This window comes from Gordonia sp. WA4-43, assembly GCF_020520305.1.
Classification (GTDB): Bacteria; Actinomycetota; Actinomycetes; order Mycobacteriales; family Mycobacteriaceae; genus Gordonia; species Gordonia hongkongensis.
In genome coordinates this window covers 3629185-3650802 of the sequence record NZ_CP084736.1, presented here as the reverse complement: position 1 = coordinate 3650802, position 21618 = coordinate 3629185, and the positions used below count along the sequence as shown (strand labels likewise).

General features: G+C 67.8%; 32 protein-coding genes, 2 tRNA genes and 2 pseudogenes. 7 read left to right on the top strand and 29 right to left on the bottom strand.

Annotation, left to right across the window (positions count from 1 at the left end):
• Position 1 precedes the first annotated feature (1 nt).
• The 23 genes from LEL84_RS16300 to LEL84_RS16195 form a co-directional block, all read right to left on the bottom strand.
• Entirely contained in the window at positions 2-286 is a 285-nt protein-coding gene (locus LEL84_RS16300; RefSeq protein ID WP_226512157.1) for a hypothetical protein, read from the bottom strand.
• Complete coding sequence (locus tag LEL84_RS16295; protein ID WP_226512156.1) at positions 283-564, bottom strand: hypothetical protein; 282 nt, start codon at positions 562-564, stop codon at positions 283-285. Before LEL84_RS16295 ends, LEL84_RS16300 begins: the two co-directional genes overlap by 4 nt.
• Before the next feature lie 268 nt (positions 565-832).
• The gene (locus LEL84_RS16290) at positions 833-1033 is read right to left on the bottom strand and encodes a hypothetical protein (RefSeq protein ID WP_226512155.1); all 201 of its coding nucleotides are present in this window, start codon (positions 1031-1033) and stop codon (positions 833-835) included.
• Positions 1034-1035: 2 nt separating this feature from the next.
• Entirely contained in the window at positions 1036-1272 is a 237-nt protein-coding gene (locus LEL84_RS16285) for a hypothetical protein (protein ID WP_226512154.1), read from the bottom strand.
• Positions 1269-1553, bottom strand: coding sequence for a hypothetical protein (locus tag LEL84_RS16280; RefSeq protein ID WP_226512153.1), 285 nt, complete (start codon positions 1551-1553; stop codon positions 1269-1271). Before LEL84_RS16280 ends, LEL84_RS16285 begins: the two co-directional genes overlap by 4 nt.
• Positions 1550-1867: a hypothetical protein gene (locus LEL84_RS16275; protein ID WP_226512152.1), complete on the bottom strand. Its 318-nt coding sequence runs from the start codon at positions 1865-1867 to the stop codon at positions 1550-1552. Before LEL84_RS16275 ends, LEL84_RS16280 begins: the two co-directional genes overlap by 4 nt.
• Positions 1864-2043, bottom strand: coding sequence for a hypothetical protein (locus LEL84_RS16270; RefSeq protein WP_226512151.1), 180 nt, complete (start codon positions 2041-2043; stop codon positions 1864-1866). Before LEL84_RS16270 ends, LEL84_RS16275 begins: the two co-directional genes overlap by 4 nt.
• Entirely contained in the window at positions 2040-2741 is a 702-nt protein-coding gene (locus LEL84_RS16265) for a hypothetical protein (RefSeq protein WP_226512150.1), read from the bottom strand. The genes LEL84_RS16270 and LEL84_RS16265 overlap by 4 nt, the downstream gene beginning before the upstream one ends.
• Positions 2738-3334: a hypothetical protein gene (locus LEL84_RS16260; protein WP_226512149.1), complete on the bottom strand. Its 597-nt coding sequence runs from the start codon at positions 3332-3334 to the stop codon at positions 2738-2740. Before LEL84_RS16260 ends, LEL84_RS16265 begins: the two co-directional genes overlap by 4 nt.
• On the bottom strand, positions 3331-3750 hold the full coding sequence (locus tag LEL84_RS16255) for a hypothetical protein (protein WP_226512148.1): 420 nt from the start codon (positions 3748-3750) through the stop codon (positions 3331-3333). Before LEL84_RS16255 ends, LEL84_RS16260 begins: the two co-directional genes overlap by 4 nt.
• Positions 3751-3758: 8 nt before the next feature.
• A complete protein-coding gene (locus LEL84_RS16250; protein WP_226512147.1) occupies positions 3759-4361 on the bottom strand; it encodes a hypothetical protein in 603 nt (200 codons plus the stop codon).
• A 297-nt stretch (positions 4362-4658) separates the two neighbouring features.
• The gene (locus LEL84_RS16245; RefSeq protein ID WP_226512146.1) at positions 4659-5768 is read right to left on the bottom strand and encodes a hypothetical protein; all 1110 of its coding nucleotides are present in this window, start codon (positions 5766-5768) and stop codon (positions 4659-4661) included.
• Positions 5758-5979, bottom strand: coding sequence for a helix-turn-helix transcriptional regulator (locus LEL84_RS16240; RefSeq protein ID WP_226512145.1), 222 nt, complete (start codon positions 5977-5979; stop codon positions 5758-5760). Before LEL84_RS16240 ends, LEL84_RS16245 begins: the two co-directional genes overlap by 11 nt.
• A 32-nt stretch (positions 5980-6011) precedes the next feature.
• Entirely contained in the window at positions 6012-6236 is a 225-nt protein-coding gene (locus tag LEL84_RS16235) for a hypothetical protein (RefSeq protein ID WP_226512144.1), read from the bottom strand.
• Positions 6233-6679 (bottom strand): helix-turn-helix domain-containing protein, encoded by a 447-nt coding sequence (locus tag LEL84_RS24930; RefSeq protein WP_413466986.1) that lies wholly within the window; start codon positions 6677-6679, stop codon positions 6233-6235. The genes LEL84_RS16235 and LEL84_RS24930 overlap by 4 nt, the downstream gene beginning before the upstream one ends.
• Positions 6679-6957, bottom strand: a complete 279-nt coding sequence (locus LEL84_RS16230) for a hypothetical protein (protein WP_226512143.1) — start codon at positions 6955-6957, stop codon at positions 6679-6681. Before LEL84_RS16230 ends, LEL84_RS24930 begins: the two co-directional genes overlap by 1 nt.
• Positions 6954-7394, bottom strand: coding sequence for a hypothetical protein (locus LEL84_RS16225; RefSeq protein WP_226512142.1), 441 nt, complete (start codon positions 7392-7394; stop codon positions 6954-6956). The genes LEL84_RS16230 and LEL84_RS16225 overlap by 4 nt, the downstream gene beginning before the upstream one ends.
• A complete protein-coding gene (locus LEL84_RS16220) occupies positions 7394-7780 on the bottom strand; it encodes a hypothetical protein (RefSeq protein WP_226512141.1) in 387 nt (128 codons plus the stop codon). The genes LEL84_RS16225 and LEL84_RS16220 overlap by 1 nt, the downstream gene beginning before the upstream one ends.
• Positions 7781-7825: 45 nt before the next feature.
• Positions 7826-8791, bottom strand: a complete 966-nt coding sequence (locus tag LEL84_RS16215; RefSeq protein WP_226512140.1) for a hypothetical protein — start codon at positions 8789-8791, stop codon at positions 7826-7828.
• Positions 8788-9636 carry a PD-(D/E)XK nuclease-like domain-containing protein gene (locus LEL84_RS16210; protein WP_226512139.1) on the bottom strand — a complete coding sequence of 283 codons (849 nt, stop codon included), beginning with the start codon at positions 9634-9636 and terminating at the stop codon, positions 8788-8790. The genes LEL84_RS16215 and LEL84_RS16210 overlap by 4 nt, the downstream gene beginning before the upstream one ends.
• Positions 9637-9714: 78 nt before the next feature.
• A complete protein-coding gene (locus LEL84_RS16205; RefSeq protein ID WP_226512138.1) occupies positions 9715-9969 on the bottom strand; it encodes a hypothetical protein in 255 nt (84 codons plus the stop codon).
• Between the two features lie 25 nt (positions 9970-9994).
• The gene (locus LEL84_RS16200) at positions 9995-10156 is read right to left on the bottom strand and encodes a hypothetical protein (RefSeq protein WP_226512137.1); all 162 of its coding nucleotides are present in this window, start codon (positions 10154-10156) and stop codon (positions 9995-9997) included.
• A 166-nt stretch (positions 10157-10322) separates the two neighbouring features.
• Positions 10323-10487, bottom strand: a complete 165-nt coding sequence (locus tag LEL84_RS16195) for a hypothetical protein (RefSeq protein ID WP_182373475.1) — start codon at positions 10485-10487, stop codon at positions 10323-10325.
• Positions 10488-10768: 281 nt separating this feature from the next.
• Here LEL84_RS16195 and LEL84_RS16190 point away from each other — a divergent pair, with 281 nt between their 5' ends.
• Positions 10769-11074: a helix-turn-helix transcriptional regulator gene (locus LEL84_RS16190; protein WP_182374373.1), complete on the top strand. Its 306-nt coding sequence runs from the start codon at positions 10769-10771 to the stop codon at positions 11072-11074.
• Here LEL84_RS16190 and LEL84_RS16185 read toward each other — a convergent pair.
• Together LEL84_RS16185 and LEL84_RS16180 are read right to left on the bottom strand one after the other, a co-directional pair.
• Positions 11033-11105: transfer RNA gene (locus LEL84_RS16185), tRNA-Arg, on the bottom strand. The two genes, LEL84_RS16190 and LEL84_RS16185, sit on opposite strands and share 42 nt — an antisense overlap.
• A gap of 36 nt (positions 11106-11141) precedes the next feature.
• Positions 11142-11233, bottom strand: a tRNA-Ser gene (locus LEL84_RS16180).
• Between the two features lie 118 nt (positions 11234-11351).
• Between LEL84_RS16180 and hisC the strand changes: the two genes are divergently transcribed.
• Positions 11352-12419 carry a histidinol-phosphate transaminase gene (gene hisC, locus LEL84_RS16175; protein WP_226512136.1) on the top strand — a complete coding sequence of 356 codons (1068 nt, stop codon included), beginning with the start codon at positions 11352-11354 and terminating at the stop codon, positions 12417-12419.
• A gap of 18 nt (positions 12420-12437) precedes the next feature.
• Here the strand turns inward: hisC and LEL84_RS16170 are convergent, their stop codons facing one another.
• A complete protein-coding gene (locus LEL84_RS16170; protein WP_226512135.1) occupies positions 12438-13415 on the bottom strand; it encodes an alpha/beta hydrolase in 978 nt (325 codons plus the stop codon).
• Positions 13416-13607: 192 nt separating this feature from the next.
• Between LEL84_RS16170 and LEL84_RS16165 the strand changes: the two are divergent.
• Positions 13608-14118, top strand: a pseudogene (locus LEL84_RS16165) (acyl-CoA thioesterase).
• Here the strand turns inward: LEL84_RS16165 and LEL84_RS16160 are convergent.
• Positions 14092-15339 (bottom strand): hypothetical protein, encoded by a 1248-nt coding sequence (locus LEL84_RS16160; RefSeq protein ID WP_226512134.1) that lies wholly within the window; start codon positions 15337-15339, stop codon positions 14092-14094. The pseudogene LEL84_RS16165 and the gene LEL84_RS16160 sit on opposite strands and share 27 nt — an antisense overlap.
• Before the next feature lie 149 nt (positions 15340-15488).
• Here LEL84_RS16160 and LEL84_RS16155 point away from each other — a divergent pair, with 149 nt between their 5' ends.
• From LEL84_RS16155 to LEL84_RS16145, 3 genes are all read left to right on the top strand, one after another.
• Positions 15489-16580: a magnesium transporter CorA family protein gene (locus LEL84_RS16155; RefSeq protein WP_226512133.1), complete on the top strand. Its 1092-nt coding sequence runs from the start codon at positions 15489-15491 to the stop codon at positions 16578-16580.
• Between the two features lie 124 nt (positions 16581-16704).
• Positions 16705-17676, top strand: coding sequence for an ABC transporter ATP-binding protein (locus LEL84_RS16150; RefSeq protein WP_226512132.1), 972 nt, complete (start codon positions 16705-16707; stop codon positions 17674-17676).
• Entirely contained in the window at positions 17673-18473 is an 801-nt protein-coding gene (locus tag LEL84_RS16145) for an ABC transporter permease subunit (protein WP_058250975.1), read from the top strand. The genes LEL84_RS16150 and LEL84_RS16145 overlap by 4 nt, the downstream gene beginning before the upstream one ends.
• A 15-nt stretch (positions 18474-18488) precedes the next feature.
• On the opposite strand, the gene LEL84_RS16140 is transcribed toward LEL84_RS16145, so the two are convergent.
• Complete coding sequence (locus tag LEL84_RS16140; protein WP_226512131.1) at positions 18489-19163, bottom strand: winged helix-turn-helix transcriptional regulator; 675 nt, start codon at positions 19161-19163, stop codon at positions 18489-18491.
• 290 nt (positions 19164-19453) lie between these two features.
• Between LEL84_RS16140 and LEL84_RS16135 the strand changes: the two genes are divergently transcribed.
• Entirely contained in the window at positions 19454-20269 is an 816-nt protein-coding gene (locus LEL84_RS16135; RefSeq protein ID WP_226512130.1) for a class I SAM-dependent methyltransferase, read from the top strand.
• A 464-nt stretch (positions 20270-20733) separates the two neighbouring features.
• Here LEL84_RS16135 and LEL84_RS16130 read toward each other — a convergent pair.
• Positions 20734-21608 (bottom strand): annotated as a pseudogene (locus LEL84_RS16130) (exodeoxyribonuclease III).
• Between the last annotated feature and the right edge of the window lie 10 nt (positions 21609-21618).

Below are 21618 nucleotides of genomic sequence, written 5' to 3'. Positions count from 1 at the left end.
GTTAGTCGGGCATGCGGAGTACGAGGTGGTTGGTGCCGGCGATCAGTCCGACGACGCGGTAGGTCCATTCGCCGTTGGCCATGTGGAAGCGGTAGGTGAGGTGGTCGTCGGAGATGGTGAGGTTGCCGGTGTTCTGTAGCTCGGTGATGACGTCGGCGGAGATCGCGAACTCTGGTGTGACGTTGCACAGTTCGATGAGGCCGTCGTGGCGGACGCGGAGCCAGGGTGCGCCTCGGGTGTGGGGCCAGTCGGCTGGGCGCGGGAGTGTGGGGATGGGGGCGGTCACGGGTCGCTCTTCGGGAGGGCGGATGCGAAGGTGACTGCGTCGCCGTGGTTGTCGAACTCGAACCACACCCACCACTGCTGGTCGACGAGCCCGATCATCTGGGCCATGGCGTAGGTGGTGTCGACGAAGGGGGCGTAGGCCACCCACCAGCGGCCGTCGACCTTCCGGACGTAGGTGGTGGTCTGCGACCACTCGATCGGGACGTCCATCGGTCGGCCGTTCCCGCTGGCGTTGAACGCGCTGGACACCAACGCGCCGAGCAGATTGACCAGGCTCATCGTTCCCCAACCGCCTCGATCGTGGCGCAGGGCCACAGTTTCCGGCATTCGACACAGCGGGGTACGACGTCTTCGGGGTCGCAGCGATGCAGGCTCCGCACCGTGTGGATGGCTTCGCGGACGTGGGAGACCCAGCGGGCGTGGACGAACACGGCGGGGTGGTGCGCGTCGTCATAGGTGCCGGTGTGATCGCCGTGGATGGTTGTTCCGCATGGGTCGGGGTGTCGGCGGTCGGACGCGGCGCCGAGGGTTCGGAGGTCGCTGGTGATCACTGCTGGGGCCGCCATCCGTCGGCGATGAGTTGGCGGGCGATGCGGTAGCGGTCGTGCAGCGGCACGAAGGCGTGAGCGTGGATCGCCTGGGTGATCTGGTTTTCGAGGGGCGTGACCTCGAGGTAGCGGGGGCACCGCACGGTGTGGCCGTCGGCGGGGTAGGTCCTTCCGCAGTCGACGCAGACGGTATTGGGCACGGCTACACCGCCTTCAGGACGTCGCGGATGTTGACGCGGTGGCCCTGCCAGGACATGCCGGCGCAGGTGCACTCGTGTCCGGCGGGACGGGGGAACGCGCACCCGCGGGCGACGCCGAGGGACGGGTTGCCGTCGTGGTGTCGGTGGGCGAAGTGGCCGCAGTCGTCGCAGATTCCGCCGGGTCCGGCGTGGAACAGCGACGCGACGGCCTCGTCGTACGTGGTGGCAGGTGCGCTCACTGTTGGTGCCTCCGTCGGAGTTCGGCGATCTGGTAGTTCGCCTCGCCCATGTGGGCGCGTAACCGGATCGCGATCGCTTCGAGGGCATTGGCGACGATCGCGACGTCGTCGAACGCGTCGTGGTCGATCGCGATCGCGGACTCGGCGGCAACCGCCCCGCATCCGCAGTCGCAGGTCTCGCCGGTGGGGAACAGGATCACTGCGACACCTGGGCGGGTGAGGTCCATGTCGGGGTGTTGCTCGAGGATCTGGTCTCGGGCTTTGTCGAGGTAGTCGCTCATTCCGACACCTCGATGTTTGCGGGTGGGGTCCATCCGTTGCGGACGAGCCAGTCGCCGAGCTCGTATCCGGCGGTGAGGTCGGACAGGTCGCGTGCGGGTTTGCCGGCCGCCTTGGCTTGCGCACCGAGACGTCCGACGTCGCGGCGGGATTCGACGGCTGCGTTTGCGCGTTGCCGGTAGCGGTCGGCGATCTCGTCGAGGGGCGTGCCGTACCCACCTCCTCCGGCCATGGCTTCTGCGTCGTATTCGAGTTGGCTGGCGGTTTCGTCGAGGCGGTCGGCGATGTGGTGTTCGTCGCGTCGGATCTGTTTCATGCGTGCGTCTTTCGTGACGGTGTCGCTGCGGGTCGGCCGGCGGGGTCGACGATGAGCCAGGGGCGGTCGGCCCAGAGGGGTTCGGCTGCGCGGCAGAGGGCTTTGTGGAGGGTGCCGAGGTCTTCGGGTTCGAGGACGTTGGCGGTGTCGGTGAGCGTGAACATTCCGCGGGTCATCGGACACCCGCGGGTGACCAGCCGGGCACGTTGAGCCGCACCAGGGTTCGGGGCGTGGTGGTCGGCACCGGGACGCTCTCGTGGAGGAGCGCCACGTTCCCCGCCCAGCAGGTGCCGTCCCGTAGCTCGACGCGATCGAGAGCGGTGACGTCGACGTGTGAGCAGTCGCCGCCCTTCCCGATGGGTCCGTCGAACGCGCCGACGTAGGCGTCGCACGCGTAGACGTCGGTTGCGAGCAGCAGCGCCTCGAGGGGCCCGTCGTGGTGCGAGTGGCTACCGGGTGCCGGCGCATCGTGGCGGGGTGCGGGGTTCCGGTGCCAGTCGGGCATGGGCGGGACGTGTCGGCGGATCGGCCTGGGTGCGTCGTGGTGGTGACGCCGTGGGGCGGGGGTGCTGTGCCGTGGGTAGCTCGGTGTGGGGTTGCCGTGGCTGGCGTCGATCCAGTGGCCGTCGACGTGGAGTCCGCCGCGGCGGTGGAGGTTTCCGGCTTGGACGATGCCTTGGTCGATCATCAGGTAGGCGACGCCGTCGACGTCGATGCCGTCGAGCATGGCGTCCACGGTTGGTTGCCAGCGTGCGAGGTCGGCGGGTAGGCCGTCGGCCGGTGTGAAGGGTCGCATGTAGACGCGTTCGTGGGTGAACGCGGGGAACGGGACGCTGTCGGTGCGTGCCTCGAGGACGCTGACGAAGTCGCTCATCGGACGCCCCCGGGGATCATGCCGACGACCTGCGCGCCGTCGGTGGTCCACGCCCAGGTGTTGCCGGCGTCGTGGTGGAGGTTGGTGGCGTGTCCGGCGTCCAGAGCGCAGGTGAGTGTGTCGCCTCCGTTGGGTGGCGTAAAGGTGCTGTCGCAGTAGCCGATCCGCTCGGCGCGCTTCACCCACTCCGTGCCGTTCCACCCGAGCTCTCCGGACTTGATGCGGGCGATCAGGCGCTGCGAGTTGTTCGACGACCGACGCCACGCTTCGGCCGTGTCAGCTCGTCTGCGGAGCACGGCGATCGTGGCGGCATGGTCCAACGACTGCTGGACGGCGGCGTCGCGCTGTGCGCGGACCGCGTCGAGCCGTAGCTCGAGGTCGCGAACCTGGTAGTCGGGCAGAGACGATTTCGCCTCATCCGCCCGAAGCAGGTTGTCAGCCTCGATCAGCCCGTGCCCCATGATGTTCAGTGCCTCATCGGTTGTGAGGCCGTCAACATTCGGCGGGGTTCCTGTCGTGCCGGATCGCGCGGCCTGGATGGCATTGGCCAACACGGCGCGCAACTGTTGCCGGTCGTCGTTCGCGGCGGTCACTGGGCACCACCCTGGGGTGCGTCGACGAACGCCAGCGTGACGTCGCGGGGGCAAGCGATCATCGCCCACACCCCACCCCCAGCGTCCGGGGGTATCTCGCCGAGCGTGATCGGCCACGACGGGACCGTGAACTTGTGAGCAATCCCGATGATCGAGAACCCCAACCCACGGCCAGCGTGCGCGTTGACCGTGAGCTGCTCCGGATCGTCGGCAACTCGGTTGAGCGTGAACGTCGTGCACCCGATGCGTGACGGCCGCGCGACCGGCGCATTCCCGTCCGGCGCGACGTCTTCGAGATCGATACGCGCGACCCGCAACTCGGGTGCGGCGGAACCGAAGTCCTGGAACACCGCCGAGAACACAACCGGGTACTCGGCGGTGGTCTCGAGGATGCTGCGGTCAAGGATCGGCGGCATGTGTTCTGTCATAGGTTGCTCTCCAACTGTGTCCTACGTGGTGATGCCGGTAACAGTACCTTGGCGATCGCCTCCCGGTGTCGTTCCAGGACACGGAACGGCATCCCGACGGTGTCGGCGGTGACCCGCGGCACGGACAGCACCAGTCCGATCGAGGCGAGCGCGAGTGCGTCGAACTGGTCGTCGCCGTGCGGGTGGGCGTCGGGCCACATGCGGGTGATCGCGGCGGCGACGTCGGCCTTCTTCGCCGCGCCGGAGCTGGCTGCGAACTTCTTCAGGGTCGTGGGTGCGACTTCGGCGACGGGGATCTCGAGGTGGTGGAGGCCGGCGACGACGAGCCACCAGTTGCCGTTGAGGTCGTGGACGTTGGCGCCGCGGGCTGCGAATGCGGGCGCTTCGACGCAGACGAGGTCGGCGCCGCGGCAGGTGTTGACGATGGCGGCGCGGAGTCGGCGTAGGCGTTCGGCTCGGTCGGCGAGGGTACGGGTTCCGCGGGGGCTGCTGGTGATCGTTTGGAGTTCGACGGTGTGGCGGCCGTCTGCGGGGTCGTAGGCGATGTGGGCGATGCCCGTGCTCGTGAGGCTTAAGTCGAGGCCAACGATTGTTGTCAAGGTTCTCTCCGGGTGTGGTGTGGTTTGGGGGCTGAGAGCGTCTGTGTGGGTTTGGGGGTTACTGGGGTGCGGGTGGGTGGGTGTTTGGCCGTCAGCGTTGATCTGGGCGGCGGGATGGTGGCTCGTGTCGTGGTTCTGTGGGGTCCAGTTGAATTGTTTCCTGGTTTTCGGGGTGCGGGCAGCGGCGTGCGCGGCCGTCGAAGTCGATGACCCACCCGGAAGGGTCGCAGTGGCGGCAGGCGTGGATGGCGCGGCGGCGTTCGCGTGCTGCGGCTCGTTGGGCGTCGGTGAGTCCGGTCATGGTTCAGGGTCCTGCTCGGGTTCGGGTGTGGCCTTGGCGGCTTTGGCTGCGGCCATCTGGGCTCGGACGGCGTCGAGGCGTTCGCGGCCTCGGGCGTTGATGGCGTCGCGGTCTGGGTTGTGGTCACAGATGCCGCCGCGGAGTCCGTGGTGGTCGCGGCGGTAGCCGTGGTCGTCGCAGAGGTCGCAGGCGTCGACTTCGGCGAGGCGGGTGTCGGCGTGGTGGCGTGCGGCGGCGGATTCGGCTTCGGCACGGGCTCGGGCGGCTTGGCGTTCGGGGTCGTGTTCGTGATCCCAGGTTTCGCGTTGGCGGCGGGCGGCGGCGCAGCCGCGGCATGGCGCGTCGGTGCCGTCGGGATGTCGGGGACAGGTTCGGGGTGGGGGGTCGTTGGGGTCGGGGGTCACGTGCTGGTGACGTTCCCCTGATACGTAACCACCATTGGAGCTGGTTGTAGGAGCTGGAGCAGGAGCTGGTAGGGAGTTGACCCCCAAACCTTCGGGCTGGGTTTTAGTGAAGCCGACCGGCAAATCTACGGGTAACGCTTGGGGTAAACCTTCCCCCAAACCTTGGGGTAAATCTACGGGTAATCCTTGGGGGTAGTCCTCGGGTAAATCGAGGGTGGAACGCTCCACCAAGTCCGCCGGGTCGATGCTCTCCCGATCGAGGAGGGCGACCACCTTGGACACGTCCCAAGCCTTCAGATCGGGCTGTGTAGAGCGCAGCCGCTGGAGCTGATGAATGATCACACCCCGCACCATTTTTGATGCCACAGAGGCGTACGCATTCGCCATCGACACACTCGTCTTTGGGTTGCGGAGCAGTCCGTCGTGCTTGACGAACGACCGCACCAGGACCTCCTCGGTGTCCTCGTCGATGACGATAAACAGTCCGTCGACGAGCTCGGCTGCGGCCATGCGGACACCGGCGGCAGACCAGCCCGCAGAGACAGCCGCGATACGTCCGGGACGCCAGTCGGCGACGCCGCAGTAGGACAGCGTGGGCGAGGTGAGGAGGACGAAGTAGAGGTGTTGGGCGGCTGGGGATATCCGACGAAAGTCGTCGTCGGTCCAGATATCGAGTCGGATCTGGGCGTAGTCACGAGCCATGCGAGGTGGCCTTCTGGTTGTCGATGTAGGTGTCGAGGTCGTCCCGATCGAGGAGCCTGCGAGCTCGCCGACCGGTAGCGTCGCCTCCGATTCGGACAACCGGGAGTGTGCCGTTGTCGATGAGGCGTTCGACGCTGGATATGCCTATGCCGAGGTAGTGTGCGGCGTCTGGTATCCCGATGAGCCGGGGCTCTACCTTAGGTGGCTTCATGGTCCCTCATGCTAAGTGGCATCATTTAACTGTTACCTACCGTCTTGGTTCGGCGTGTTGCGTTGTCGGTGGCGTTCGGTCATCTTCGTGAGTGAGGTGGTGGCGAGTCCGAGGCGGCGGGCGATGCGGGTGTCGTCCCAGCCGTAGTCGGCGAGGTGGCGCCATTCCTCGCGGATAAGGGGGTCGGTGATCGCGGCCGGGTTGAAGCGGGCGGGCCGGCCGGTGAGGTCCTTCGGCCACTTCTCGATCGCGGTCACGATGCCACCGCCCGCCGCAGCTCACTGATGGCGTCAAGGCGGACGCCGAGCTCTGTGCGCGCTTGGAGCTGGACTTGGCTGGGTGCTGCGTCGTACAGGGCCAGGAGCAGGTCGTGGGAGATCTTCGTGTGCGTGGTCTGGCGGGTGCGGTGATATTGAGCCGTCGCAGCTTGGGCGCTAGCCCGTCTACATGGTTCACACGGCTCCTCGCCGCGGCGCTGATGTGCTGCGTACCCGTTCCTTGTGCCGCATCGGGGACGGTGTCGTTCGACTCGCGCTGTCGCCGCCACAGGGTCGGCGGCGATGCCCATCTCCGTGCGGTCACGCTGGACTGTGCGATCGGTGACGCCGAGCTTCTCTGCGATCTCATCGGCGGTGTAGCCGGCCGCGGAGAGCTCGCCGACGCGAATCTGGCGGCGGGCTTTCTCGCTCGCGGACACCATCACTCGGACCGAGGATCGACTGACTCGACCCCGGTATACGAGTCGATGGTGCGGAGGACGCTGGGCCAGATGTCGCTGAGCCAGCGGGCTTCGTCGGCGGTGATCCCGCGGATGTGCTGCACGGTCCATACCTCGCCGGTGAGGAACTCGACGCCGCCGTCTTCGTCGACCTCGACGCGGAAGCTGCGGCGGCTGTCGGGCATCCGCCACCGGAACTGGGTGCTGACGGTGTCGTCCCAGTCGTGGGGCGGGACGGTGGTTGTGTCGTCGGTGGTCATGCTTCTCTCCGTGTGGTGGTGGGGTCGAGGTGGTCGGTCCAGGCGAGGTCGTCCTCGATGTCGCGGTTGATGTCGCGGGCGGCGCAGGCGGCGATGAACGCGGCTGCGAGGCGGGTGGGTGTCCATCGCGAGACTTCGCGCCACACGTCGGCGGGGTCGAGGTCGCGGACGTCGCAGGTGATTCGGTCGACGTCGCGGGCGGCTTGGCCGGCGGCCTGGTACGCGTTGCGGGGGTAGGGGATGTCGGCGGCCTTCACGGCGGGGGCGTCCTTCGGGGGGAATGGGATTGTGCCGGGCGGCGGGAGGGTCATGTCCCGGATCTGGTGGTCGGTGTAGCCGGAGGCGAGGAGCTGGTCCCAGCGGGCGTGGAAGTCCCGGATGGTGTGGGCCAGCTCCTCGGCGTCGCGGACTGCCGCCCACTTGGGGCGGCGGGCCATCAGGGGGCAGCCGAGAAGATCTGCTTGGGATCGTCGTTGGGCTTCGCGGCCGGTTCGGTGATGTCGGAGTCGAGGTTGTCGTCGGCGGCCGGTGGGACGTCGTCGATGCTGGTCTGGTTCGGGTCCTGGTTGTCGGCACGCGCGACCAGGCGGGCGGGCTTGGAATCGATGATCTTCCAGCCGATGACCTCGCGGTCGCCGTCCTTCACGTGGTCGGACACGACCTTGGTCAGTTCGGCTCGGACCTCGAAGACGTACACGTCGCCGCGGTGGTCTCGCGGGTCGCCCGGGAACTCGTACTGGGTGATGGGGCTTCCGGAGAACGCGTGCTTGTACATGCCAGCGGACGTGCCGCCGTCGCCGTTCATGTTGGTGACTTTCGTCATGGGGTGTGGTGCTCCTTCGTTGTGTGTTGGTGGGTGGTGCGTGGGTTACTGATCGGTTGTCCGGCCGCCGTTTTCGAGGGATTCGAAGACCTTCTGCACCTCCTCGCTGGTGAGTTCCTTGGAGGTGGTGAGCTCGTTGCCGGGCTCGCGCTCGACGACGTCGCTCATGTAGGCCAGTGCGCCTTCGCGGTCGTTGCCGAGTCCGGCTTCGCCGAGCATCGCGTGGAGGCGCTTCAACTGGGCTGCGGTGATGAGCTTCTGGGCGGGCTTCTTCTGCTCGGTCGGAGGCTCGTCGCTGGCGGGCGGCTCGTCGGCGACGGGGGCTTCGGCCGGGGCGACGTCCTCGGCGGGCTTCGACACCGGGGCGCCGAGACGCTGGCGGAGTCCCGCGGCGCCGGTGGTCGTCTGGGCCTCGTTGCGCACGTACTGCGGCTGCTCCAGCTCGAGTTCCTCACGGCTGTAGGCGATGCCGAGGAGGACGTGGGGCGCGATCTTGCGGCAGACCTCGGTCGCGGCCTTGGCGTAGAGCATCGCCTGGGGGTCGGTCTCGTACTTCTTATTGGAGGTGTAGCCGGCGCGGCGGGCGCGGTCGTAGGTCCACGTCGACTCTTCGGTCTCGCCGGTGCGCGGGTCCCCGGCGCGGACGGTGACCGAGGTGTCTGTCGACTCGACGGTCTGGATCGCGTAGCCGTGCGACTTCACGAGGGCGACCATCGTCCGCGCGTAGATCGCGGGCTGGCCGTGGACAACGAAGATCTGTTGCAGCGACTGGATGGGGTTGAGCCCGAGTTCGCCGCCGTAGAGGATGGCGGCGGCACCGTTGGCGGGCTTGCCCCGGTAGATGGCGGGCACGAGTTCGGACGAGCACATGGCGTCGGCGAGCTTCTTCGCCGCGCCCATCGCTTCGGCGTGCTGCATGAGCTGGCCGATGGCGGCGGGGACGGACGGCCGCTGGGCGGGGAGGATCGAGAGGGTGTCGTCGCTCTGGTGGGCGAGTTCGTTGCTGGTCATGCGGGGACTCCAATCATGTTGCGGGCTCGGTCGATTGCGATTTCGGCGTTGGTGTACGCCCAGGGCGGGAGGGAGATGGTTCCGACTTCGTCGGGGAGCCCGGGCCAGGTGTCGGTCTGGTGGCAGTGGGCGTAGAGGTCGATAGCGGCGCGGTTGAGGCGTCGGCCGAGGTCCATGTCGGCGGGGGTGAGTTCGACGACCGCCATCAGGTAGGGCGGTTCTTTCTCGACGGCGACGAAGAAGAACGAGTCGATCTTGATGCCGGCGAGCTCGGCGACGTCGGTGTAGAAAGGCGCCTGCTGGTGGTAGCCGTATTCGGCGATCGACTTCTCGAAGCGCGCGGCGTCGTTGGTGGTCTTGAGGTCGACGAACGTGGTGGCCCGGGTGTGCCAGTCGGGACGGCAGCGGAGGCGTACGCCGGTGTCGGGGTCGTGGGCGTAGATCGACTGCTCCGGCGCGCCTTCCTCGAACAGCACCGCGGCCAGCGGGTTCGCCAGGACGGCGTCGCGCAGCCCTTCGGCGCGCACGTAGTCCTTGCGCAGGATCGGGACCCGGCCGTCGGCGTACGCGTTGTCGCGCTGCTCCTTCGCGGCCTTGGTGCGCCAGTCCGGCGCGTCGACGACCTCGATGCCCTGCCCCTTGCCGAGGATGAGTTCGTGGGCGACGTGGCCGTAGTCCCACTCCTTCTTCTCCTTGCGGGGCGCGTAGCGAAGTAGCGCGGGCCCGCCGGGCTTGAGGATCGTGCGGGCCTGCGACGACGACAGCGAGCCGGGGTCGCCGTGGTAGGCGTCCTCCGAGACGTCGGCGTGCAGCCCGTCGGATTCGGGAACTCGTAGGTCACCCATGTTCTGCCTCCTGATTGTTGCCGCCACGCCAGTCGAGGTGGTCGTCGATCTCCTCGCGCGTGAGGTCGCGGTCGTCGCTCACCGTGCCGCCACCTCATGCCAGTCGTTGACCGCGGTGATCGTCTCGTCGTCATGAGCGAGGTCGTTGACCGCGTGTGACGCGGCGAGGGTGTGGCCGATCAGTCCGGCGTGCGCAGTCGCGGCGGCGAGCGCGAGAGTTGCGTGGACCTGCGCGGCGACAATTCGCACCTGCGCTCCTTGGTAGTCGCAGCGATCGTCGCGCGACTCCTCGAGGAGACGTTCGGCTTCGCGGTAGTGCTCGGGTCCGTTCACAGGGTGCGCCTTTCGGGTAGTGGGGTTACCAGTGGATGGAAGGGGTCGGGTCAAAGTTGTCGACCGGAACGAAGTCGTCAGCGCGTCGCTCGGCGAGGTCGTCGATCCAGGCGTCGTAGGCCTCCTGCTCCTCGGCGCGCAGCTGGGAACGCTGGTAGTCGTCGAGGAACATCCGAGATCGGGGCATGCGGTCTCCTCGCGGAGGGAGGGATGAAGGGCCAGCCCAACAGGGCGGGGCGAGATCACGATCGAGGCGCAACGGCTGCGGTATCGTGGGTGCGTCACTTGGTTACTCTCCGACGTGACTAGAGGCCGGACGGCTCGCATAAACGGGGTTGTGGTGACCCCCGCGATCACCGTCCGGCTTCGTCGTGTGTGGGGTGGAAGTCGTCGGGCCACATGAGGGCCGCGATACGGCGGGCCTGAGACGGCGACGGCCGGCCCGACGGGACCAGACCGGGCTCCGCGGCACGGCGGGCACGAACACGCTCGAGGAGCGCTGCGGCCTCGGCACTCACGCGGACACCGCCTCGCGGGTCGCGCGCCACCGTTCGAAGTCCCGGCGCTTGATGATGTAGCCAACGCCGGGCAGTTTCTCGGCGCGAAGCTTGCGCGTTTGGATGGCGTAAAGGATCGTTCGCTTTGGGATTCCGGACTCGCTGGAGGCGGCTGAAGCCGAGAGTGTTTTCGTAGCGTGATCGTGCATACGCACGAATCTAGGCTCTTGCGCGAACGCGTGCAACGACATCACAGAACTTGCGTATTGCGTGTTTGCGCGGTCGCGCATAGTATCCGGCTCATGACCACTGCATACGAATCAGGCCGGGTCCCTGAAATTTCGTTGCGACACCGACTGCGGATCGCACGCGAGGAAGCGGGACTGGAGCAACAGTCACTTGCCGAGCGCATGGGCGTCTCACGTAACACCGTGTCGGCGGCCGAGAAGGGGAAGAACGCTCCCCGGAAGGTCGTGCTCAACGCGTGGGCGTTGGCGACCGGCTTCGATGTGAAGTGGCTAGAAACAGGCGTCGCCCCCCAGCCTGGGCCGGAGGGCGACGATGGGTGCGCCCGTAGGGATTCGAACCCCAAACCTTCTGATCCGTAGTCAGATGCTCTATCCGTTGAGCTACGGGCGCGTGCTATTCAGTTGTACCGCCGTCGGCCGACTGCGGTGGCGGAGGCGAGAGGATTTGAACCTCCGGTCCCGTTTTAGCGAGACAACTCATTAGCAGTGAGTCCCATTCGGCCGCTCTGGCACGCCTCCTTGGCGGAGTCCTTTCGAACTGCCGAGTCGAAAGGTTACACACCCTTCGCGTCCACAAGCAAACCGGTTGGTCAGAGCCGGTTTCTGCCTCATCGGGGTCGCGGCCTACATTGGTCGGGTGAGCCTGCGAATCCGCCCCGACCTGGACGACCTTCCCGTATACGTACCGGGCAAGACGTTTCCGGGAGCGGTGAAGCTCGCCAGCAACGAGGTCACCGAAGGTCCGCTGCCGAGCGTCGTCGAGGCGATCGGCGCGGCGGCCGCAGCCGTGAACCGCTACCCCGACAACGGGATGGTGGAGCTGACCGCAGCGCTGGCCAAGAGCCTCGGGGTCACCGAAGACGAGGTCCAGGTGGGATGCGGGTCGGTCATCCTCTGCCAGAACCTCATCCTCGTCACCAGCGGACCGGGCGACGAGGTGGTCTTCGGGTGGCGGTCCTTCGAGACCTATCCCCTGGCGACGCGCGTCGCGGGCGCGACACCGGTCCAGGTCCCGCTCACCGGCGATCTGACCTACGACCTGCGCGCGATGGCCGACGCGATCACCGACCGCACGCGGCTGATCTTCGTGTGCAATCCGAACAACCCGACCGGGACCGTGGTCGAGGCAGCCGACCTGCGGGAGTTCCTGCAGAACGTGCCGTCCGACGTCATCGTCGCTCTCGACGAGGCGTACTTCGAATACCTGCGCTTGCCGTCGAGTCAGGCGTACGACGCACTCGAACTCCGACGCGAGTTCCGCAACCTCGTGGTGCTGCGCACCTTCTCGAAGGCGTACGGGCTGGCCGGGCTGCGCGTGGGTTACGCGATCGCCGATCCGGAGGTCATCACCGCCCTCGGCAAGGTCCATGTGCCGTTCTCGGTCAGCAGCGTCGCCCAGGCCGCCGCGCTCGCCAGCCTCGACGCCGGGGACCAGTTGCTGGCCCGCACCGACGCGGTCGTCGCCGAACGGGCCCGCGTCACCGCACGACTGCGCGACGCGGGCTACCGGGTCCCCGATTCGCAAGCCAACTTCGTGTGGCTCGACCTGGGAGCGGCGTCGATGGACTTCGCGCGCGCCTGCGTCGACGCCGGGGTGGTGGTCCGCCCGTTCGACGGCGACGGCGTGCGGGTGACCGTCACCAACGCCGCCGAGGACGACGTGTTCCTGCGGTTCGCCGAGAGCTGGGACGGTCCCCGGAGCTGATCCTGGACCCCGAGCCGGTCAGAGCCCCCGGCCGATGGTCGGCCACAGGGCCGCGAGGTCGCGCTCCCAGTACGCCCACGTGTGGGTTCCGATGAGGCGGAAACCGTCGGTGTAGGGCACCCCCGCGGCACGCATCGTGATGGCGAACCCGAGCGAACAGCGGTAGGCACCCAGTTCGAGCGCCGACGAGGATGCCGTCACGACGTCGCGCGGCCCCTCGTCCGGCTCGATCTGACGCTGGAGGTCGAGGGGGCCGATGGCTCCCGAACCGGCGGCGATGAAGATGTTCTTCCCGCGCAACCGGTCGAGATGAAGGCTCGGGTCGTGTGCGCGCCAGCCAGCGGAGCCGAACGGGCCCCACATGTTGGTGGCGTCGCCGCCGTCGCGACCGACCGTCGTACGGACGTAGGCCTCGTTGACCGGACCGGACACCGGCGGGCAGCCGCTGAGCGAGGCGACGCCGGTGTACATCTCCGGGTGCCGGATGGCCAGGGAGAACGCGGCCTGCCCACCCATCGACAGCCCGATGACCGCGTTGCGGCCGTTGCCGTCGAACCGTTCGTCGATCAGCGGCGGCAGCTCCTTGGTGAGGAACGTCTCCCACATCGGCTTGCCGAGCGCGGCGTCCTTCTTCTGCCAGTCGGTGTAGAAGGTGCCCTTTCCTCCGGTGGGGAGTACGACGTTGACGTTCTTGTCGGCGAAGAAGCGTCCGGCGCGACCCTTCGTGATCCAGTCGCTGACCTCGCCCTCGGCGCCGGCGCCGTCGAGCATGTAGACCGTCGACCGCGGCGTCGATCCGTCGACCGGGGTGAGTACCGACAGCTTGATCCGCTCGTTCATCGCCGGTGAGAAGACCCAGATGTCGGTACGCAGCGCACTCAGCTTCTCGGATTTGGCGATGCGCGCCACCTGTTTGGGAGCGGCGTCGGCGATGGCCGGGGTCGACAGAATCCCCACCATCAGGCACATCAGACCCGCGATCAATCGCCTCGACATCTCGCCAACTCCCTCACCGACAATCCCCCCGGAGTGCACCCGGGACCTCGTCGTGTCACCACGTGCGAGTCCGCGCCGACCGGATCGGCCCGACGCGGACATCTAGACTCACAGACTACCCGGCGTTCAGCCGAGTGGAAGGTCGTGACCACGGCATCTCACGGGCACCGGGACCTCCGAGGAAAGTCGACGATGCCCACTTCACCTTCTGCTCATCACGCGCGTTCCGAGCGGCACGAGCCACCGTCGACCACGGGACTCGGTCCGAATGACTTCGCCTTCGTCGCCGAGGTCGGGGTGCGCTGGTCGGGACATGGACGCGTTCGGACACATCAACCACGCGCGGATGGTCACGCTGATGGAGGAGGCGCGCATCGCGTGGCTGTTGAGCGCCGGCGAGGACTACGCCCCGCTGATCACCAGCGCGATGATCGTGCACGTCGACATCCGATACCAGGCCCAGCTGCGTCACGACGACTCGCCGCTGCGAATCGGGATGTGGATCAAGGGTTTCCGTTCGGTGGACTTCACCATCGGCTACGAGATCCGCAGCGGCGATGCCGACGACGCCAGTCGGCCGGCGTGCGTCGCGAGCACGCAGATGGCCGTCGTCGACATCGAGAAGCACACCCTGCGGCGGCTGTCCCCCACCGAGAAGGACTACCTCAGCACGTGGTCACGACGGCTCGTAGCGGGCGGGTAACTCGCGGGGCACCGCCGGCGAGATCCGCGCGATGTTGCCCTGCAACACATCTCGATAGATGCGCAACTGCTCTTCGCCGCTGCGGACCTGTTCGGTGAGCCGTTTGGCGTTGTCGACGGAGATCTCGCGGTCGCCCGACCGCGCGATCAACGCGTCGATGCGGTCGTCCAGGGTCGCCGCTTTGTTGTACTCGGCGAGGACCTGCAGCTCGACGGCCGCGGATTCGACGACATGCGCGACCTCGCCGAGCGCCTGGACACGGTCGATGAGTTCGGTCCACACCGGTCGCAGTGTCGTCTCACGCTGATCGATCTGCGCGGCGAAGGTGCGGTCGAAGCCGCCGTTGCGCTTGGCCCGGTCGAGGTCGATGCGTACCGCCCGCAACGCGATGACGTCGGCGGCGATCTCGGCGACCTCGGCGTGCAGGTTCACCTGGGTGCGCTGGACCTCGAAATGGTCGGAGCGCCAGGCGGGGTTGCCGAGGATGCGGTCGTAGTAGTGACCGGTGATGAACAGCAGCGTCTCGTAGCCGTCGACGAACGCCGCGGTGCGGGGGGCGCCGGTCTGAGTCGCTCCGCCCGGCGCCTCGCGCACGCCCGACAGGAACTGGTCCGCCCACTGCCCCGCCTGCGAGTTGCCCGACTTCGCGGCGACCTGCCCCACCACGCCGGCGATCCGGTCGAACGCGGCGGTGCCGGCGCGACGGACATAGCTCGACGCGTTGACGTTGGGGGTCGGAGTGCACAGCAGCCCGGCGAACAACCGGTCTCGTTCCTCGATCTCGAGATAGACGTTCTCCCGCCGCTCGCGTCGGATCGCCCGGGTCCCCGACGCGAACACACCCTTACCGGCGACGATCTGCTTGCGTGCGTCCTCGCGGCGTCGTTGCAGGCCGTTGAGCCGGTTGCGCATCACGGCCGCGACCACACCGGGCACCACCGGGCTCGACAACTGGTGTTCGATCTGGACGATCGCGCGCTGCAAGCGGCGCAGATCGCCGAAACCCGCAGACATGGACGGCATCGGCCGACCGGTGGAGATCCTGCGCACCACGATCGCACGACCACCCGGGGTGAGGTATCCGGAGGCGATGAGCAGCGCCGCGGTGTCCGACAGTTCGCGCCGCTCGCCCGGTACCGCCGAACGATCGCACCACTCGCGGATCTGTTCGCTCGTGCGCGCGGGCATCAAGCGATGTCCGCGGGAACTGCTGTCGACCATGCCGCCGCCTTACCTGGAGAATCGGTGTCCGCGCCCGTCCACAGACACCGATTTCGATGCTACCCGCGGGCGACGACCACCCGGTGTGGTCGACATCTCGCCTGCCTGTCGCACCGACGGAACACCCCCACCGGTGTCACGATGGCCACATGACAGTTCCCTCGGATGTGTCGGGACCTCGCGGCGTCGAACGCATCCGTGGTCAGATCTGGCGGAACGGCGACCCGGTGGACGGCTTCGACCTCGAGGAGATCTCCACCTGTCTCGACAATCCGGAGAAGTTGATCTGGGCGGATCTGGAATGCCCCACCCACGAGACCCTGTCCCGGTTGGCGGCCGAACTCGACCTCGACCCGTTCGCGATCGAGGACACGGTCGCGGCGGCCGAACGGGTCAAGACCGTCACCTACACCGGGCACACCTTCGTGATGGTCTACGCGGTGTCGCTGCACGACGGCGAGTCGCCGGCCGACGACCGGGACGACGACGATGACGACGGCTCCGCGGCCACCGACTTCCGCGCCTCCGCGAGCGGTCGGGCGCGGATGTTCGACCTGCACCGCATCTCGATCTTCGTCAAGCGCAACGCACTCATCACCGTGCGACCGACCCCGGCGCTCGACATCGACGAGGTCATGCGGCGTTGGTCGGACAGCGGCGCCACGCAGTACGGGATCGGCGCGCTCGTGCACGGACTGCTCGATGTCGTCGTCGACGGGCACTTCGACGCCGTGCAACGCCTCGACGACGAGATCGAGGACCTCGAGGCACTGCTGTTCGACGAGCGCATCCCCGGCCGCGAACTGCAGCGCCGAACCTACGACCTGCGCAAGGACCTCGTCGTCCTGCGACGGGTGGTCCTGCCGATGCGCGAGGTGATCGCCGGCATCCAACGACGGCGGTTCGACAACCACGCGCCACCGGAGCTCGACCCGCATTTCTCCGATCTCTACGACCACGCGCTCCGGGCGTCGGAGTGGACGGAATCGTTGCGGGACATGATCACCACCGTCTTCGAGACCAACCTGACCCTCGCCGACGCGCGACTCAACACCGTCATGAAGAAGCTGACCGCGTGGGCCGCGATCATCGCCGTGCCGACGGCCATCACCGGCTTCTACGGGCAGAACGTTCCGTTCCCCGGTTTCGACCGACTACTCGGCTTCATCACCAGCACGACGCTGATCCTCGTCGTGGTCGTCGGCCTCTATCTGTCGTTCCGCAAACGCGACTGGTTGTGACCGCGTCGTCGGATGTGTTGTCCCGCAACGGGTGTGACTCGTACACGGCGGGTTTCGACATGAAAGCGGTTGACCACGTGCGCGTTTGATAGCGTATGGGCCAGCCCACCGACGGAAGGCACCGATGGAGTCACCCGCGATCACGATCGACGGTCTCACCAAGCGATTCGGCAGCCTGACCGCGGTCGACGACCTGTCGTTCACCGTTGCCCCCGGTCGCGTCACCGGGTTCCTCGGACCGAACGGTTCGGGTAAGACCACGACCCTGCGGATGCTCCTGGGCCTGGTCGAACCGACCGCCGGCCGGGCACTCATCGGCGACCGCCCGTTCCGGGAGATCCCGCGACCCGCACAGCACGTCGGCGCGGCACTGGAGGCGTCGAGCTTCCACCCCGGGCGCACCGGACTCGGTCATCTGAATGCACTCGCCCCGCAGGTCGGGGTCCCGACGTCGCGGTGCCGGGAAGTGCTCGACTTCGTCGGACTCGCCCAGGCCGCGGACCGCCGCGTCGGCGGTTACTCGATGGGCATGCGGCAGCGCCTCGGCCTGGCCACCGCGCTGCTCGGCGATCCGCAGATCATCCTGCTCGACGAACCGGCCAACGGTCTCGACCCCCAGGGCATCGTGTGGCTGCGCGGGCTGCTGCGGTCGCTCGCCCACGAGGGACGGACGGTCCTGGTCTCCAGCCACGTGCTCGCCGAGGTGCGGAGCACCGTCGACGACGTGGTGGTGATCGGCAACGGCAAACTGGTCCGGGCCTCCACGCTCGCCGACTTCGAGGCGCTGGCCGAGCACGCGGTCGTCGTGCGGACGCCGTCACGGGCGTCGTTCGTCGCGCTCGCGGGCGAGCGCGGGTGGAACCTCGAGGACACGCACGACGGTTTCCGGGTGCCCGGCGTGAGCGCGGCCACGGTCGGGACGGCCGCCTTCACCGCGGGCATCGAACTCCACCAACTCGCCGACGTCGGCGCCGACCTCGAGGCGGTCTTCCTGCATCTCACGAAGTCTTCGGACGCACCGACCAGTCATTTCGCCGGCGGGTCAGCCGATCCCGGCCCGAACGGGGCACCGACGTCGCCGGGGGCAGTCCGATGAGGGCCGCCCTGATCGCCGAGTACCGCAAGTTCACCTCCACGCGGATGTGGTGGGTCCTGCTCATCGCCATGGTCGCCTATCTCGGGTTCATCGGTGCGGCACTGGCGTTCTCGATGACGACCGAGAATGCCATGCAACAACCCACGACGCTCGTCGGCGCCGATCTGGCCCGCTCGATCTACGCCCTCACCAGCCCGATCGGTTACGTGTTCGCCCTGGTGATCGGCAGCCTCGCGGTGACCGGGGAGTTCCGGCACAAGACCATCACGGCGAGCCTGCTCGTCGAACCGCGACGCGGAATCCTGTTGGTGGCCAAACTGATCGCCGGCATCCCGATGGGACTCCTCTACGGCGTCCTCGGCACTCTCGCGGTCGTCGCGACGGCGGCACCGATCCTCGCGACGGTCGGGGACGGCGCATTCCTCGGCGACAGCTCCACCCTCGAGGTGATCGGCCTGTCGATGCTGGTGATGGTGCTGTGGACCGCGATGGGGGTGGCGTTCGGCGCTGTGGTGTCCAACCAGGTCGCCGCGATCGTGATCCTGCTGGCCTTCACCCAGCTCGTGGAACCGATCGCACGCATCGCGCTGGCGACCTTCGACGTCACGTCGTCGGTGTCGAAGTTCCTGCCCGGGTCGGCTGCCGACGCCCTCGTCGGCTCCAGCTTCTTCGCCACGATGGGTGGTGGCAGTGACGACCTGCTCCCGCAATGGGCCGGCGCCCTAGTCATGCTCGCCTACATCGCCGCGTTCGCGGTCATCGGTCGGTACACGACGTTCCGCCGGGACATCGCCTGACGGTGCCCGCGGCGCTCACGCCGGTCGCGGGACCGCCGACGAGAGGCTCTGTCCGATCCACGACGGCACGTCTCGTGCCACCTCCGCGGCACCGTGGATCTCGACGCGGTCGGCGGCGAGCGCGAGACGCCAGTCGATGTCGCCCCGCCAGATCTCGGTGAGAGTACGCAGATCGGTCATCACGGTGGCGTCGAGTTCGTAACCGGGGTTGAAGTCGCACACCTGCGCCTCACCACCCGCGACGACCAGCCACCAGGTGCTCGCCTTGCCGATGACATCGCGAAAGACGAACTGCACCATGGTGCGTCGTCGCGGCCACCGGTCGATCGGGACGGTGCGGTGCATGTCCCACATCAGCAGATGCGGGTCGAGGTCGGCGTCGCCCAGCTCGCCGATCCAGCGGATACCCCACGCGCTCAATGCCTCTACGACCGTGGTGAGCTCCTCACCCATCGTCGTCAACGTGTACACCGAACGACCGCCGACAACGCTGCGGTTGATCACCCCGGCACGTTCCAGACTGCGTAGGCGCTTGGTGAGCAGAGCCGGCGACATCTTCGGCACCCCGCGTCGCAACTCGTTGAAATGCCGACTGCCCAAGAGCAGTTCGCGGACGATGAGAATCGTCCAGCGCTCGTCGAGCAACTCCATCGCCTTGGCCACCGGACAGAACTGTCCATACGATGTCATCGCAGCCTCCCCACTGCTGGTCGAGCCGGCGCCGCCTCTTGCTGGTTGAGCCGGCACCGAGCGAAGCGAGGCGCCGCCTCTTGCTGGTTGAGCCGGCCCCGAGCGAAGCGAGGCGCCGTGTCGAAACCTCCCCCGACCCAGTACACACCCGTCGCCGGCTGATGACCAGTACAGAAACTGAACTGCCGCCAGTACAGATGTTGGTCTAGAGGACGGGTCGGACTTCGTCGGATGCTCGTTGTGTCCGGTCACGGACGACCACCATTCGACGACTTCGAGGGACCGCCATCATGACCACGACCCACCCCACCCCGTTCGACGCCGAGATCAAGGCCCGCCACCGCAAGCTGTGGGCGTCGGGCGACTATCCCGCCGTCGCCGACCTCATCGCGCCGCTGGGCCGACGCCTCGTCGACGCATTGCACATCACCGCCGGGGACAAACTCCTCGACGTCGCCGCCGGCGCGGGCAACGTCGCCGTACCCGCGGCCGAAGCCGGCGGGCACGTCGTCGCCAGCGACCTCACGCCCGAGCTCCTGTCCGTGGGCGAAGCCCGGCACCGCGACCTGCCGATCACCTGGCGCACCGCCGACGCCGAAGATCTCCCGTTCGACGATGACGACTTCGACATCGCGACGTCGTGCGTGGGCGTCATGTTCGCGCCGAATCACCAGAAGTGCGCCGACGAACTCGTGCGAGTCGTGCGTCCCGGCGGACGGATCGACCTGATCAACTGGACTCCAACGGGATTCATCGGTGAGTTGTTCGCGGTGATGAAGCCGTACGCCCCGCCACCGCCGCCCGGTGCGCAGCCGGGGCCGCTCTGGGGCGACGCCGAACACGTGCGGTCGCTGTTCGGTTCCGCTGTCACCGACCACGAGTTCGTCACCGAAACCGTCGAGATCAGCGAGTTCAACGACGGCGTGGCGTTCCGCGACTTCTTCAAGGCGCACTACGGACCGACCATCATGGCGTACCGCAACGTCGGTGACGACCCCGCGCGCGTCGACGAACTCGACGCCGCCATCGCCGCCCACGCCGACCGCTATCTCACCGACGGACGGATGGAGTGGGAGTACCTCCGCGCGGTGCTGACGGTCGCGTGAGCCACAACCACCGCTGGTCGAGCCGCAGCCGCAACCGCAACCACCGCTGGTCGAGCCGGCACCGAGCGCCAGCGAGGCGCCGAGTCGAAGCCACTCGGCGACAACCGCTGGTCACGCCGCCCACCCGCCGGTTGAGCCGGCACCGAGCGCCAGCGAGGCGCCGAGTCGAAGCCACCCGGCGACAACCGCTGGTCACGCCGCCCACCCGCTGGTTGAGCCGGCACCGAGCGCCAGCGAGGCGCCGAGTCGAAACCACCCGGCGACAACCGCTGGTCACGCCGCCCACCCGCTGGTTGAGCCGGCACCGAGCGCCAGCGAGGCGCCGAGTCGAAACCACCCGGCGACAACCGCTGGTCACGCCGCCCACCCGCTGGTTGAGCCGGCACCGAGCGCCAGCGAGGCGCCGAGTCGAAACCACCCGGCGACAACCACCATTCACGTGACGCGGAAGTCGCGACCCCGGATCACAGCTCGGCGTACTCGACAACCAGCGGGGCGTGATCGGACAGCCGAAGGTCCGGCGACGCCTTCTGTCGACCACCACCGAGCGCGCCCGCCGGGCAAGCGCGGGCGAGGCGAGCTGGTGGTCGATGCGCCACCCGACGTCCTTGACGAACGACTCCCCCGCCCAGCTCCACCAGGTGAGCGGTCCGGGACGGTCACCGTGCAGGGCGCGTACGACGTCCACCAGCCGGCGCGGGCCGGTGATCTCGCCGAACCAGGCGCGTTCCTCGGGCAGGAAGCCCTCCATCTTGCGGGCCGCGCGCCAGTTGGTGACGTCGTGTTCGAGGTGTGCCACGTTGAGGTCGCAGAGGAGCAGGAACTCCCGGCCGGCGCGGCGGGCGGCGAGCCGGTTGCGCTCGAGTTCACGGGTGAACCCGGCCAGAAAGCGTTGCTTGCGTGCGTGTTTGGCGCCGCCGTCGGGCGCCTCCCGCATCGAGCCGGGGCGCTGCAACTCGACTGGGAGTCCGCCCTTGGGCAGATACAGACTGGCGACGGTCAGTGGACGATCGGCGAGGTCGACCTCGACGTAGCGACCCTCGTGAGCGAAGGCGGGCAGCCCGCGAGCCTTCGGCGGATGGGTCAGCCAGGTGCGCACCGCGGCCGGCTCGTTTCTGGTGAGCACCGCGACGCCGTTACGTCCCGCGATGGAGCCGACGTCGACCGCTGCGTGGTAACCGTCGAACTCGCCGACGTCGTCGATGCCACACCGCAGTTCCTGTAGTCCGACCACGTCGGGCTGCCGTCCGGCGAGCCAGGCGTCGAACCCCCGACGGCGCGCGGCGCGGATCCCGTTGACGTTGAACGACGCAACCGTGAATCCACCGGTGCTCGTCATCATTCTCCTC